The organism is Stenotrophomonas sp. ATs4 (genome assembly GCF_051861585.1).
Lineage (GTDB): Bacteria > Pseudomonadota > Gammaproteobacteria > Xanthomonadales > Xanthomonadaceae > Stenotrophomonas > Stenotrophomonas maltophilia_AS.
Map to the genome: position 1 here is coordinate 70,104 of NZ_JBLYPK010000011.1, position 13,530 is coordinate 83,633.

13 protein-coding genes are annotated in these 13,530 nt (G+C 63.9%); 10 read left to right on the plus strand and 3 right to left on the minus strand.

Annotation, left to right across the window (positions count from 1 at the left end; genetic code table 11):
- The first annotated feature begins 68 nt into the window (after nt 1–68).
- Nucleotides 69–1,898, plus strand: a complete 1,830-nt coding sequence (gene lpdA, locus ABR323_RS18585) for a dihydrolipoyl dehydrogenase (protein ID WP_439450360.1) — start codon at nt 69–71, stop codon at nt 1,896–1,898.
- A 470-nt stretch (nt 1,899–2,368) separates the two neighbouring features.
- Here the strand turns inward: lpdA and ABR323_RS18590 are convergent, their stop codons facing one another.
- The gene (locus ABR323_RS18590) at nt 2,369–3,187 is read right to left on the minus strand and encodes a hypothetical protein (protein WP_439450361.1); all 819 of its coding nucleotides are present in this window, start codon (nt 3,185–3,187) and stop codon (nt 2,369–2,371) included.
- 461 nt (nt 3,188–3,648) lie between these two features.
- Here ABR323_RS18590 and ABR323_RS18595 point away from each other — a divergent pair, with 461 nt between their 5' ends.
- The 9 genes from ABR323_RS18595 (at nt 3,649) to ABR323_RS18635 (ending at nt 10,847) form a co-directional block, all read left to right on the plus strand.
- Nucleotides 3,649–4,014 carry a hypothetical protein gene (locus tag ABR323_RS18595; protein WP_006394654.1) on the plus strand — a complete coding sequence of 122 codons (366 nt, stop codon included), beginning with the start codon at nt 3,649–3,651 and terminating at the stop codon, nt 4,012–4,014.
- A 31-nt stretch (nt 4,015–4,045) separates the two neighbouring features.
- Entirely contained in the window at nt 4,046–4,846 is an 801-nt protein-coding gene (gene atpB, locus ABR323_RS18600) for a F0F1 ATP synthase subunit A (RefSeq protein WP_439450362.1), read from the plus strand.
- Between the two features lie 73 nt (nt 4,847–4,919).
- The gene (gene atpE, locus ABR323_RS18605; protein ID WP_005411133.1) at nt 4,920–5,225 is read left to right on the plus strand and encodes a F0F1 ATP synthase subunit C; all 306 of its coding nucleotides are present in this window, start codon (nt 4,920–4,922) and stop codon (nt 5,223–5,225) included.
- Nucleotides 5,226–5,331: 106 nt separating this feature from the next.
- On the plus strand, nt 5,332–5,802 hold the full coding sequence (locus ABR323_RS18610; RefSeq protein ID WP_012512170.1) for a F0F1 ATP synthase subunit B: 471 nt from the start codon (nt 5,332–5,334) through the stop codon (nt 5,800–5,802).
- A 2-nt stretch (nt 5,803–5,804) separates the two neighbouring features.
- A complete protein-coding gene (locus ABR323_RS18615; protein ID WP_135275191.1) occupies nt 5,805–6,332 on the plus strand; it encodes a F0F1 ATP synthase subunit delta in 528 nt (175 codons plus the stop codon).
- Nucleotides 6,333–6,376: 44 nt separating this feature from the next.
- Nucleotides 6,377–7,924 carry a F0F1 ATP synthase subunit alpha gene (atpA, locus tag ABR323_RS18620; RefSeq protein ID WP_046984974.1) on the plus strand — a complete coding sequence of 516 codons (1,548 nt, stop codon included), beginning with the start codon at nt 6,377–6,379 and terminating at the stop codon, nt 7,922–7,924.
- A 78-nt stretch (nt 7,925–8,002) separates the two neighbouring features.
- Nucleotides 8,003–8,866 (plus strand): F0F1 ATP synthase subunit gamma, encoded by an 864-nt coding sequence (gene atpG, locus ABR323_RS18625; protein WP_135275190.1) that lies wholly within the window; start codon nt 8,003–8,005, stop codon nt 8,864–8,866.
- 38 nt (nt 8,867–8,904) lie between these two features.
- Nucleotides 8,905–10,311 (plus strand): F0F1 ATP synthase subunit beta, encoded by a 1,407-nt coding sequence (gene atpD / locus ABR323_RS18630; protein ID WP_135275189.1) that lies wholly within the window; start codon nt 8,905–8,907, stop codon nt 10,309–10,311.
- 113 nt (nt 10,312–10,424) lie between these two features.
- A complete protein-coding gene (locus tag ABR323_RS18635) occupies nt 10,425–10,847 on the plus strand; it encodes a F0F1 ATP synthase subunit epsilon (RefSeq protein WP_005419509.1) in 423 nt (140 codons plus the stop codon).
- 158 nt (nt 10,848–11,005) lie between these two features.
- Here the strand turns inward: ABR323_RS18635 and ABR323_RS18640 are convergent, their stop codons facing one another.
- Together ABR323_RS18640 and ABR323_RS18645 are read right to left on the minus strand one after the other, a co-directional pair.
- Complete coding sequence (locus ABR323_RS18640) at nt 11,006–11,389, minus strand: GtrA family protein (protein ID WP_439450363.1); 384 nt, start codon at nt 11,387–11,389, stop codon at nt 11,006–11,008.
- Nucleotides 11,390–11,477: 88 nt separating this feature from the next.
- Nucleotides 11,478–13,481: a hypothetical protein gene (locus ABR323_RS18645; RefSeq protein ID WP_439450364.1), complete on the minus strand. Its 2,004-nt coding sequence runs from the start codon at nt 13,479–13,481 to the stop codon at nt 11,478–11,480.
- Between the last annotated feature and the right edge of the window lie 49 nt (nt 13,482–13,530).

Here is a 13,530-nt window from a genome sequence, read left to right on the forward strand (position 1 = left end):
CGCGGCCGCCTGTCGAAACGCAGTGACAGCCCACCGGCCATGCCGGTCGGGCACGAGGAAAATCCACCATGGCCACGATTGAAATCAAGGTTCCCGACATCGGCGATTACAGCGATGTACCGGTGATCGAAGTGCTGGTCGCCGTCGGCGACACGGTGAAGAAAGACCAGGGTCTGGTGACCCTGGAATCGGACAAGGCCACCCTGGAAGTGCCGTCCTCGGCCGCCGGCGTGGTCAAGGAAATCAAGGTCAAGCTGGGTGACACGCTGTCTGAAGGCGCCGTGGTCGTGCTGCTGGATGCTGAAGGCGCCGCCGAAGCTCCGGCCAAGGCCGCTGCGCCGGCCCCGGCTGCGGCCACCCCGGCCCCGGCTGCGGCCACCCCGGCCAGCAAGCCGCCGGTGACTCCGTCGCACCGCGCCCCGGCCGAACCAGCCGCACCGAAGCCGGCGCTGTCCAGCGGCAAGCCGGCTGACATCGAATGCGAGATGGTCGTGCTGGGCTCGGGCCCGGGCGGCTACACCGCTGCCTTCCGCGCCGCCGACGTCGGCCTGGATACGGTGCTGGTCGAGCGCTACGCCAGCCTCGGCGGCGTCTGCCTCAACGTCGGCTGCATTCCGTCCAAGGCGCTGCTGCACGCCGCAGCGGTCATCGACGAAGTGGCCCACGCCGGTGATTTCGGCGTCGAGTTCGGCAAGCCGACCATCACCCTGGACAAGCTGCGCGAGTACAAGGAAAAGGTCGTCAACCAGCTGACCAAGGGCCTGGCCGGCATGGCCAAGCAGCGCAAGGTCCGCAGCGTGCAGGGCGTCGGCAAATTCGTTTCGGCCAACGAGCTGGAGATCACCGCTGCTGACGGCAGCACTCAGTTGCTGCGCTTCCAGAAGTGCATCATCGCCGCCGGTTCGCAGGCAGTGAAGCTGCCGAACTTCCCGTGGGACGACAAGCGCGTGATGGATTCCACCGACGCGCTGGAGCTGGCCGAAGTGCCGGGCTCCCTGCTGGTTGTCGGTGGCGGCATCATCGGCCTGGAAATGGCCACCGTTTACGGTGCGCTGGGCAGCAAGGTCACCGTGGTCGAGTTCATGGACCAGCTGATGCCGGGCGCCGACAAGGACCTGGTCAAGCCGCTGGCTGACCGCCTGAAGAAGCAGGGCATCGAAGTGCACCTGAAGACCAAGGCCTCGGGCGTCGCCGCCGATGCCAAGGGCATCACCGTGACCTTCGAAGCCGCCGAGGAAGGCCAGACGCCTGCGCTGGCGCAGGGCACCTTCGACCGCGTGCTGGTGGCCGTGGGCCGCTCGCCGAACGGCAAGAAGATCGATGCCGAAAAGGCCGGCGTGCAGGTCACCGACCGTGGCTTCATCCCGGTGGACCGCCAGATGCGCACCAACGTGCCGCACATCTTTGCCATCGGCGACATCGTCGGCAACCCGATGCTGGCCCACAAGGCCACGCACGAGGGCAAGCTGGCCGCTGAAGTGGCTGCCGGCCACAAGAAGGAGTGGGTGGCCCGCGTGATTCCGTCGGTGGCCTACACCAATCCGGAGATCGCCTGGGTTGGCGTGACCGAGACCGAAGCCAAGGCCAAGGGCCTGAAGGTCGGCGTGGCCAAGTTCCCGTGGGCCGCCAGCGGCCGCGCGATCGGCATTGGTCGCACCGAGGGCTTCACCAAGCTGATCTTTGACGAAGAGACCCACCGCATCATCGGTGGTGCCATCGTTGGCGTGCACGCTGGTGACCTGCTGGCCGAGATCGGCCTGGCCATCGAGATGGGTGCTGAAGCCGAAGACATCGGCCACACCATCCACGCCCACCCGACGCTGAGCGAATCGGTGGCGATGGCGTCGGAAATCTACGACGGCACGATCACCGATCTGTACCTTCCTAGAAAGAAGTAGCGCCGGGCCATGTCCGGCGAAACGGAAAACCCGGCGCAAGCCGGGTTTTTTGTTGGTCGTTTGTGTGGACTTCGATCGTTCTCATTGCGAGCGATTGGGCGGCTGCGCGGGTGGCAGGCATTTCGACAAATGTCCCCCGTCGCCCGCCTGTGGCGGTCGCCTCCTCCTTTACTTTGTCCAAACGCCTGCCACCCGCGCAGCGGCTCGGCTTGCGGACAGTCGAGAGCCACTGCCTGGGCCGCGTGGACGCCTGACACGCGGAGGGAGGGGGGGGGCTGGGTGCGAAGTAAAGGAGGAGGTGACGGCCGCAGGCCGGCGCCGGGGGACATTCGCACCCAGCCCCCTCTCCCTCAGGCGCTCGACCCAGCTGCTCTTGCTCCTGCACGTAGGGAAAAACAGCACAAAAAAGCGCGGCCCCGATGTTCCGGAGGCCGCGCCAGGAGAGAGAGTGCCGTGGAAGGGGCGGGGGATCAGAACACGAAGCTGATACCGGCCACCGGGCCCTTGAACTCCTGCTTCAGGCCGATGGTGCCGTCGCTGCCCTTCTTGTCCACGTCCAGCTTGAACCAGTCATAGCCGGCGAACACACCGAAATTCTTGGTGAGGCGGTAATCGACGATCGCATTGGCGCGGCTCAGGTCGCCCTTGTAGTCATCGAAGCTGCCCCAGCGCGTGTTCAGGTACTGGCCCTGCAGCGTGATCATCCAGCGCTCGGACGGGTTGAAGGTCATGCGCGCACCCACCACCGGCGCAATGCCGTCGGCCTTCTCGTTGAGGAACTGGCCCTCGTAGACGGTGCCCAGGTCCGCATAGCCCTTGGTGCTGATCTTGGCGTACTCACCACCGATCTGCAGGCCGAGGTCGAAGGTGTCGGTATCGACGACCGAGTAGTCATAGACGAGGCTGGCCACCTGGTACTTCAGCTCACCCTTGACGAAGCTGCCGGCCGGCACATTTTCACCGCCGAAGGAAATGCCCTGGTCCAGCGTCTCGCGACGGTCCTTGTCGTACTTGAAGTAGTTGAACAGCAGGCGCTGACGGTTGCTGATGCGGAACATGCCGTCGATGCGCGGCTCCCATTCCTTGCCACCCAGCTTGAAGTCCTGATTCAGGGCGATGTCCTGGCCGGCTACCGTGGTGCTGCCGCGGAGCGTGTTGTCCGAATCGATGTTCATCGCACCCAGACGGATGGCGAAGCGGTCGTCGCCTTCGGCCGCATGGGCGGCAGTGGCGAACGAAGCGCCGGTGGCGAGCAGGGAGAGGGCGAGCAGGGTGGGTACAGGGCGCATCGAAGAGTCCTTGCAGTGGTTCATCAGAATGAAGACCACTGTGCCGGACGGCGGCGTCCACCATCCGTGAACGTATGGTCCACAGCATGTGCACGGTTCAGCGCTGTCGCGAAGATGCAAAAAAGATGGCCCCGGAGCCGGGCTTCGGGGCCATCGTGGGACCTGCGGGCGAAGCGTCGACGAGGTTGCTGCAGGCAGGTCGAAAGGTCGGACCAACCCGCTGCGGCGAAAGTTCCGTGGCCTGCGACCAAAGTTCAATACTGCGCTGCAACATCATACGGACGTCATTGTCCCCAGGGTGGCACGCAAAAATGTAACCGCTACCGCAACTTGCGGCTTCCCGGGATGAACAGGCAGCGGTTGTCTCGCAAATTGTCCCATTGCTATAATTTGGCGGCTCGATGAGGCCCCCCCTGCTGTAGCCGCCTCAGCCCTCCACTTGCAACCACGCGGGACGTCCTGTGCTGAACTCCGTTGATGCGGGTCGGCGACTGATGCTGCGCGCCGCGGTCTACCCGCTGGCCGCGGTGGCTGTCCTGGCCCTGGCTTTCCTGCTGGTAGGTCCGAAGTATGCCCTCGGCGCACTGGCGTCCGGTGTGGCCATTTCGGCCGGTGGCTGGGTTGCGGCACGGATGGCACTGGGTGGGGGAGCACTGGCCGCGGGATCGGCGATGGCTCGCCTGATCATCGCGATCGTCGCCAAGTGGGTGGTGGTATTCGGCGTCCTGCTGGTGGGGTTCCTGGTCTTCAAGCTGCCTGCATTGGCGCTGTTGGCCGGTATCGCCGTCGGCTTGATGTTCCAGGTCCTGGCCATGGCCAGGCGTTGACAGAATTCAATTAACTGAAGGTTCCGGACACATGGCGGGCGAGGCTCTAACCCCTACCAGCTACATCCAGCATCACCTGCACAACCTGACCGCGCCGGTCGGCAAGGGTGAGGGTATGTTCTGGCATATCCACGTCGATACCTTCCTCACCGCTGTCCTGATGGGCCTGGTGATCGTTGTCGCGTTCTGGCTGGGAACCCGCAAGGCCACCGCCGGCGTGCCGGGCAAGTGGCAGGCGTTCGTGGAAATCTGCCTGGAGTTCGTCGACCGCCAGGCCAAGGACACCTACCACGGCAAGAGCAAGCTGGTCACGCCGATCGCCATCACGATCTTCTTCTGGATCCTGATGATGAATCTGCTGAAGATGATCCCGGCCGATTTCATCGCCAAGCCGCTGGAATGGGCGGGCGTGCACTACTGGAAGCCGGTGCCGACCGCTGACGTCAATGCCACCCTGGGCATGGCCTTCAGCGTGTTCTTCCTGATGCTGTTCTTCGCGCTGAAGTCCAAGGGCCTGCTTGGCTTCATCAAGGAATTCCTGACGGCGCCGTTCGGCAAGTGGATGATGCCGTTCAACCTGATCCTCAACATCGTCGAGTGGCTGAGCAAGCCGATCTCGCTGGCGATGCGACTGTTCGGCAACATGTTCGGCGGCGAAATCGTGTTCCTGCTGATCTGGGTGCTGGGTGGTGCCGGTTTCTTCGGTGCCATTGCCGGTGGTGTGTTCGGCCTCGGCTGGATGCTGTTCCACCTGCTGGTGATCCCGCTGCAGGCCTTCATCTTCATGATGCTGTCGATCGTGTACCTGAGCCTGTCGGAAGACGCTCACTGAGTTTCAAGCTTCAACGCGTTTCAACCTTCATCCGTTTCATCACCCTTAGCAACTTAAGTTCCTGGAGATAACCATGTACTTCGCCGTCCTGACCAACTTCGCGCAGATTCAGAGCTCCACCGCCCTTGCCGTCGGCATCATGATCGGCCTGGCCGCGCTGGGCGCCGGTCTGGGTCTGGCCATCATGGCTGGTAAGTTCCTGGAGTCGGCCGCCCGCCAGCCGGAGCTGATCCCGGTCCTGCAGGTGCGCATGTTCATCACCGCTGGCCTGATCGACGCCGCGTTCATCATCTCGGTCGCCGTCGGCCTGCTGCTGGCCTTCGCCAACCCGCTGTCGGCTGCCTTTGCTGGCGCCGTCACCAAGGCTCTGGCCGGCTGATACAGCGGTTTGAGAAGACCGGGTGCTGATGCACCCGGTTTCGGATGAAGGCCGGATGCGCCGCTTCGGCGGCGCGTCCACCCCGAAACCAGCGATCGAGCTAACCATGAATATCAATTTCACCCTTCTTGCGCAGGCGCTCGCCTTCGCTGGTCTGATCTGGATCATCGCGACCAAGATCTGGCCGCCGCTGATGAACGCGATCGAAGAGCGCCAGCAGAAGATTGCTGAAGGCCTCGCTGCTGCCGACCGCAGCCAGAAAGATCTGGCCCAGGCGCAGGAGAAGGTCAACGAAGCGCTGAAGGAAGCCCGCACCAAGGCCAACGAGATCATCGATCAGGCCCACGCGCGTGCCAACCAGATCGTTGACGCTGCCCGCACCGAAGCGATCACCGAAGCCACCCGTCAGAAGGATCTGGCCCAGGCTGAGATCGACGCCGCCGCCAACCGTGCCCGTGAAGATCTGCGCAAGCAGGTGTCCGCGCTGGCCGTGACTGGTGCCGAAAAGCTGCTCAAGCGCGAAATCGACGCCAACGCCCACAAGGCGCTGCTCGACGAGCTGGCCTCGGAGATCTAAGGATGAGCCAGGCCCTCACGCTTGCCCGCCCGTACGCCCGCGCCGCGTTCGCGACCGCGCGCGACGAAGGCGCGTTTGCGCCGTGGTCGGACGCCCTCGCGTTCTCCGCCCACGTCGCCGCCGATCCGCGCGTGGCGGCCCTGCTCGCCAACCCGGAGCTGGGCCGTGACGATGCCGTCGCCCTGCTGGCGCCGGCGACCCACGGCGAAACCTACTCGCGCTTCCTGGCCATCCTGGCCGAATCGCATCGTCTGCCGCTGCTGCCGGAAATCTCCGGCATGTTCGACGCCCTGCGCGCCGATGCCGAGCACGTGGTCAAGGCCAACGTGACCTCTGCCGCCGAACTCTCGGCCGGTGAACTGGATGCGATCAAGGCCGCGCTGCGCAAGCGCTTCAACCGCGAGGTCGAAGTGACCACCGCGGTCGACGCTTCGCTGATCGGTGGCGCCGTGATCGACGCCGGTGACGTGGTCATCGATGGTTCGCTGAAGGGCAAGCTGGCCCGTCTGCAGACCGCGCTCGCTAACTGAATTCATTTAACGTCCGGCCCCGCTGCCGGCACTAGGACTTGACGATGGCAACCACGCTCAACCCCTCCGAAATCAGCGAACTGATCAAGAACCGCATCGAGAAGGTCAAGCTGGCCGCGGAATCGCGCAACGAAGGCACCGTGACCAGCGTGTCCGACGGCATCGTGCGCATCTTCGGTCTGGCCGACGTGATGCAGGGCGAAATGATCGAACTGCCGAACAACAGCTTCGCCCTGGCCCTGAACCTGGAGCGCGACTCGGTCGGCGCCGTGGTCCTGGGCGGTTACGAGCACCTGCGCGAAGGCGACGTTGCCAAGACCACCGGCCGCATCCTGGAAGTGCCGGTTGGTCCGGAACTGCTGGGCCGCGTCGTCAACGCCCTGGGCGAGCCGATCGATGGCAAGGGCCCGCTGGGTACCGACCTGACCGCTCCGGTGGAGCGCGTTGCACCGGGCGTGATCTGGCGCAAGTCGGTCGACCAGCCGGTGCAGACCGGTTACAAGTCGGTCGACTCGATGATCCCGATCGGCCGTGGCCAGCGCGAGCTGATCATCGGCGATCGCCAGACCGGCAAGACCGCGATGGCCATCGATGCGGTGATCAACCAGAAGGGCACCGGCATCAAGTGTGTGTACGTTGCGATCGGCCAGAAGGCTTCGACCATCGCCAACATCGTGCGCAAGCTGGAAGAGAACGGCGCACTGGCACACACGGTCGTTGTTGCCGCCACCGCCTCCGAATCGGCTGCCATGCAGTACATCAGCGCCTACTCGGGCTGCACCATGGGTGAGTACTTCATGGACCGCGGCGAAGACGCGCTGATCGTGTACGACGATCTGTCCAAGCAGGCCGTTGCCTACCGCCAGATCTCGCTGCTGCTGAAGCGCCCGCCGGGCCGTGAAGCCTACCCGGGTGACGTGTTCTACCTGCACTCGCGCCTGCTGGAACGCGCTGCCCGCGTGTCCGAGGAATACGTCGAGAAGTTCACCGAAGGCAAGGTCACCGGCAAGACCGGTTCGCTGACCGCGCTGCCGATCATCGAAACCCAGGCCGGCGACGTGTCCGCCTTCGTTCCGACCAACGTGATCTCGATCACCGACGGCCAGATCTTCCTGGAAACCGATCTGTTCAACGCCGGCATCCGTCCGGCCGTGAACGCCGGTATCTCGGTGTCGCGCGTCGGTGGCTCGGCCCAGACCAAGATCATCAAGAAGCTGTCCGGCGGCATCCGTATCTCGCTGGCGCAGTACCGTGAGCTGGCTGCGTTCGCGCAGTTCGCCTCGGACCTGGACGAAGCGACCCGCAAGCAGCTGGAGCGTGGCCAGCGCGTCACCGAGCTGATGAAGCAGAAGCAGTACGCGCCGATGTCGATCGCCAACCAGGCGCTGTCGATCTACGCCGTCAACGAGGGCTACCTCGACGACGTGCCGGTCAACAAGCTGCTGGCGTTCGAAGAAGGCCTGCACGCGCACTTCGCCAACACCCAGGGCGAGCTGATCGGCAAGGTCAACGCCACCGGCGGTTGGGACAACGACATCGAAGGTGCCTTCAAGAAGGGCATCGCCGAGTTCAAGACCACCGGCAGCTGGTAAGACGAACGTGTGGCGGGGCCTGGCCCCGCTACACCGCTGAATGCAGCGGGGCATCGCCCCGCTCTACGGGAATCAAAGATGGCAAGCGGACGCGAAATCAAAACCAAGATCAAGAGCGTGCAGAACACCCGCAAGGTGACGCGCGCCCTGGAAATGGTCTCGGCCTCCAAGATCCGCAAGGCGCAGGATCGGATGAAGACCTCGCGTCCGTACGCGCAGGCGATGAAGCAGGTGATCGGCCACCTGGCGCAGGCCAGCACCGACTACCAGCATCCGTTCCTGGTCGAGCGTGAGCAGGTCAAGCGGGTCGGGTTCATCGTGATCTCCTCCGATCGCGGCCTGGCTGGTGGCCTCAACAACAACCTGTTCCGCAAGCTCCTGGGTGAAGCCAAGGCTTGGCAGGACAAGGGCGCCGAAGTGGACATGGTGACCATCGGCCAGAAGGCATCGACCTTCTTCCGTCGCGTGAAGGTCAACATGGTCGGCAGCGTGACCCACATCGGTGACGTGCCGAAGCTGGAATCGCTGATCGGCGTGATCAAGGTCATGCTCGATGCCTTCACCGAAGGCAAGGTCGATCGCGTGTACCTGGTCTACAACCGCTTCATCAACACGATGACGCAGAAGGCCAGCTTCGATCAGCTGTTGCCGTTGCCGGCCGCCGAGAAGCAGGTCGCCCATCACGACTGGGACTACCTGTACGAACCCGATGCCGCGACCGTGCTTGAGCACGTGATGACGCGTTACATCGAATCGCTGGTGTACCAGGCGCTGCTGGAAAACGTCGCGTCCGAACATGCTGCACGCATGGTTGCGATGAAGTCGGCCAGCGACAACGCGAACAAGCTGATCGGCGATCTGCAGCTCGTCTACAACAAGGCGCGCCAGGCAGCGATCACCCAGGAAATTTCCGAAATCGTCGGCGGCGCGGCAGCAGTCTGACCGCGTTCGTTCAAAGCACACATTTAGAGGATGCAGCAATGAGTCAGGGCAAGATCGTTCAGATCATCGGCGCCGTCGTCGACGTCGAATTCCCGCGTGAGTCGGTGCCGAAGGTGTATGACGCACTGAAGGTGGAAAACACCGAGATCACTCTTGAAGTCCAGCAGCAGCTGGGCGACGGCGTGGTCCGTTGCATCGCGCTGGGTTCCACCGACGGCCTGAAGCGCAACCTGGTCGCCAACAACACCGGCCGCGGTATCTCGGTGCCGGTCGGCGCCGGTACCCTGGGCCGCATCATGGACGTGCTCGGCCGTCCGATCGACGAAGCCGGTCCGGTGACCGCCAGCGACAGCTGGGAAATCCACCGCGACGCACCGTCGTACGAAGACCAGTCCCCGGCCACCGAGCTGCTGGAAACCGGCATCAAGGTCATCGACCTGATGTGCCCGTTCGCCAAGGGCGGCAAGGTCGGCCTGTTCGGCGGCGCCGGCGTCGGCAAGACCGTCAACATGATGGAACTGATCAACAACATCGCCAAGGCGCACAGCGGTCTGTCCGTGTTCGCCGGCGTGGGTGAGCGTACCCGTGAGGGCAACGACTTCTACCACGAGATGAAGGACTCCAACGTCCTGGACAAGGTCGCGATGGTGTACGGCCAGATGAACGAGCCGCCGGGCAACCGCCTGCGCGTCGCGCTGACCGGCCTGACCATGGCCGAGTACTTCCGCGACGAGAAGGACGAGAACGGCAAGGGCAAGGACGTGCTGCTGTTCGTCGACAACATCTACCGCTACACCCTGGCCGGTACCGAAGTGTCGGCACTGCTGGGTCGTATGCCGTCGGCCGTGGGTTACCAGCCGACCCTGGCTGAGGAAATGGGCGTCCTTCAGGAACGCATCACCTCGACCAAGAACGGTTCGATCACCTCGATCCAGGCCGTCTACGTTCCCGCGGATGACTTGACCGATCCGTCGCCGGCGACCACCTTCGCCCACCTGGATTCGACCGTGACCCTGTCGCGTTCGATTGCTTCGCTGGGTATCTACCCGGCCGTCGATCCGCTGGATTCGACCAGCCGCCAGATGGACCCGCTGGTCATCGGCCACGAGCATTACGACACCGCCCAGCGCGTCCAGCAGACCCTGCAGAAGTACAAGGAACTGAAGGACATCATCGCCATCCTGGGCATGGACGAACTGTCCGAAGAAGACAAGCAGGCCGTGTCGCGCGCCCGCAAGATCGAGCGCTTCTTCAGCCAGCCGTTCCACGTGGCCGAAGTGTTCACCGGCTCGCCGGGCAAGTACGTGTCGCTGAAGGACACCATCCGTGGCTTCAAGGCCATCGTCGATGGCGAGTACGACCACCTGCCGGAGCAGGCGTTCTACATGGTCGGCAGCATCGAAGAAGCGGTCGAGAAGGCCAAGAAGATGGCCGAGAAGGCCTGATGCGGCAGGGACAGGCCTCGGCCTGTCCCATCCGTGACACGGGGTGGGCCTGTGCCCACCGCTGCGGAAACCCCTGCGGTGGGTAACACCCGCCCCCTAGCGAAGAGAGTTCCATGAGCACCATCCGTTGCGACATCGTCAGCGCCGAGCAGGAAATCTTCCGTGGTGAAGCGACCCTGGTCGTGGCCACCGGTGAGCTGGGCGAACTGGGCATCGCGCCCAAGCACGCGCCGCTGATCACCCGCCTGAAGCCGGGCAAGGTGGTGGTGACCACGCCGAACGGCGAGCAGCTGGATTTCGCCATTTCCGGCGGCATCCTGGAAGTGCAACCGCAGGTGGTGACCGTGCTGGCCGACACCGCGATCCGCGCGCAGGACATCGACGAGGCCTCGGTCCGCAAGGCCAAGGAAGAAGCCGAGCGCATCCTGGCCAACCGCGGCGAAGCGATGGAAGTGGCCGAAGCGCAGCAGAAGCTGGCTGAAGCCGTCGTCCAGCTGCAGGCGCTGGAGCGTCTGCGCAAGAATCTCAAGCACTGAGGTTCGCGTTGCACCCACGAGAACGCCGGCCCTGTGCCGGCGTTTTTGTTTGTGCGTCAGGGAGCGTCGACTATCGCGCGCAGCACGGGATTTTCGCGGCCTGTTGGAAGCGCAGCCGATCAACAATCGACTCTACCGATCCCGATCCCGATCCCGCATCAGCGATACACCACGCAGCGCATCAACAGGAACGACACGCAGGCTAATCCGCCTTCCACCAGCGGCTTGGCCAGCCACGTGTACTGCAGGCCCAGCGCGTGGTCGACCAGGCTCATCAGCAACGTGCTTGACACGGTCAGCAGCAGCCATAGTCCGAAGAATCGCGCGAAGCGCTTCCAGCCAAGCTTTTGGGTACCGGCCTCGGCGAAGGTGTAGCGACCATTGAGCCAGAAGCCGAGCAGCATCCCGGCCATGCGACCGGCGATGTTCGCTGGCACAACCGGAGTTCCCAGTGCTGTGGTGCCGACGAACACCAGCCAGTCCAGCAGCAGTTGCACCAGACCGACAAGGAAATAGGAGCCGCCTTGGCGGGCAAGGGTCATAGCGCTCGGTATCCTCTCGGCTGGTGATGGGATGCATGCACCGATACGGCGCTGCGCTCCAGCGCCCGGGATGCGACGACGATGACCATCAAGGATGACGCTCCCGCAGCGGCGGCAAGCTCCACCATTGACGGTCACCAGCTTCCTCGCGCAGGCGCGCGCCAGCAAGCTCAAGCGCCGCTCGTTGCACAGGCGTCGTCGTTTCCACGCGCAGGATCACGTGCCTCACCTGCTCCTTCTGCAGCAAGGCAAGCCAGCGCTGGCCAGTGGGGTCCAGTTCGGCGGCTGCCGCCGCTGACAGCAGGCCCGGCGCGTACCAGCTGATCGTGCGCCCACGCGTACCGAATTCGGCGAAGAAGGCGTCGGAAGGGTCCAGCAGCAGTACGTTTCCCCGGGCTTCACCTGATCGGCGGATGGCCGAGGCTAGTGAGCGTTCGGGCACGAATCGCTGGAACATCGGAACATCGCCCCCTGGCGCCTTCAGCGTCTGCTTCAGTGCGCCACCGCGCAGCATCCAGTTGGCTGAAGACTGGTAGCCCAGGTTGAGTACACAGACAGCCACCAGCAGCCCCACCAGCGACCGACGGACAGGGCCCGCCCCGAGTGCCGCTGGCGCCAGCACGCACAACATGACCATGCCTGGATAGGCATAGCGAAGATACTGGACCAGCATAAGGGGCAAGGTGAGCACGGCCAGCGTGACCACGGCCGCTGCACGCGTGGAGGGACGCAGCAGGGCGAGCAGCCAAAGTCCTGCCAGTCCGATCAGGATCACCCCCGCGGCACCATCGAATCCTTCGTGATACCTCGACGAGTGAAAGGTCAGGTTCCATGGCAGGCCGGGCCCAAATCCGGTCTTGTACCTCAGGTCAACGAAATCCTCGGCCCCGAAGTAGGGAGAGTGAAAAACACTGTTGAACAGCGGAAGTACCGGATTTCCGGCGATCCACGTAGCGAATACATAGCTGGAACCACCGATCAACAGCCCGATCAGCAGCACCTGTCCGATGCTGGGCCACGAAGGCCATGGATGGCGGTACAGCGCCCAGATCAGGACAGGCAGGGCTTGCAACCCGCTCATCGATTTCATTGCCAGCAAGCCGCCCGCCAACACTGCCATCAACATCCAGTTGGACAGGCGACCGTCGGCGGGCGCAGCCGCCAGTGCGCACAGCCACAGCACCACCGCGGCGCTGGGCAGTTCGACCTGCATGCCAGCGGCGAGGTTGGCCGTCATCGGAAGGCTGGCGATCAAGGCAATCGCCAGCCAGCGCAGTTGAGGGCCTGCATCCAACGCAGCCGCGAACTGCCATGCACCGGTGGCGAGCAGCACGAGCCAGATGGCGTTGACCGCCCCCCGGGATTCCGTACCGGTGATCACCTGTGGAATGGCCTGGAGGATATCTGTTGCCCAAGGTGCCAGAGCCCAGATCTGATACTGCGGTGCGGGGAAGTAGACACCGTTCTCCATGAGCTGCCAGGGCAGCCGCAGGTGATAGGTGAGATCGTCATACTGCAGAGTCGGCAGCCAACAGGCGGTGCTGGCCAAGCCCATTGCGAACATGGCGAGGGTGGCGCTTCGCGGCGCCGCTTCCACTGCCCGCCGCCAGTGCGTCCTGCTCACCCTAAGCAGGGCCCACAAGGTGGAGCGGCGCCAAGCAACCAGCGCGACGGCGGCGGCAAGATAGAGCCAGCGGCTGTGGATGGGCAACAGCAAGGTCCATCCCATTACTCCGGCCATTGCTACCATGCCAACGATGGCCTGCAGCGCAAGAGGGCGTCGGGGGAACAGCATCTGCCCGATCGCAATGCCGGCAAGCGCCAGGAACGCTGAGGCCAGCCAGGGTAACGGGCCGGTGAATATGGGCAACAGCAATACCCAGAACAAGGCCAGCCCGCTGGCCATGGGAATGCTGCGAGTCCGTTTCAGCAGCCAGGCAACTGCGCCGGCCAACAGGCAAAGGACAACCAGCTCTTTGAGGCGGCCTGATGGCAGTTGCCTGTACAACGGAGTGATGCACAGGCCCAGCAGAAGCAGTAACGCGCCCAGCCAGGGCAGCAGATTGCAGAGTCGTTCCTTGACGGCGTACACGGTTCACATCGGTCCTGCGGATTGCTCGGCTATGCTATCAGCTCTATTC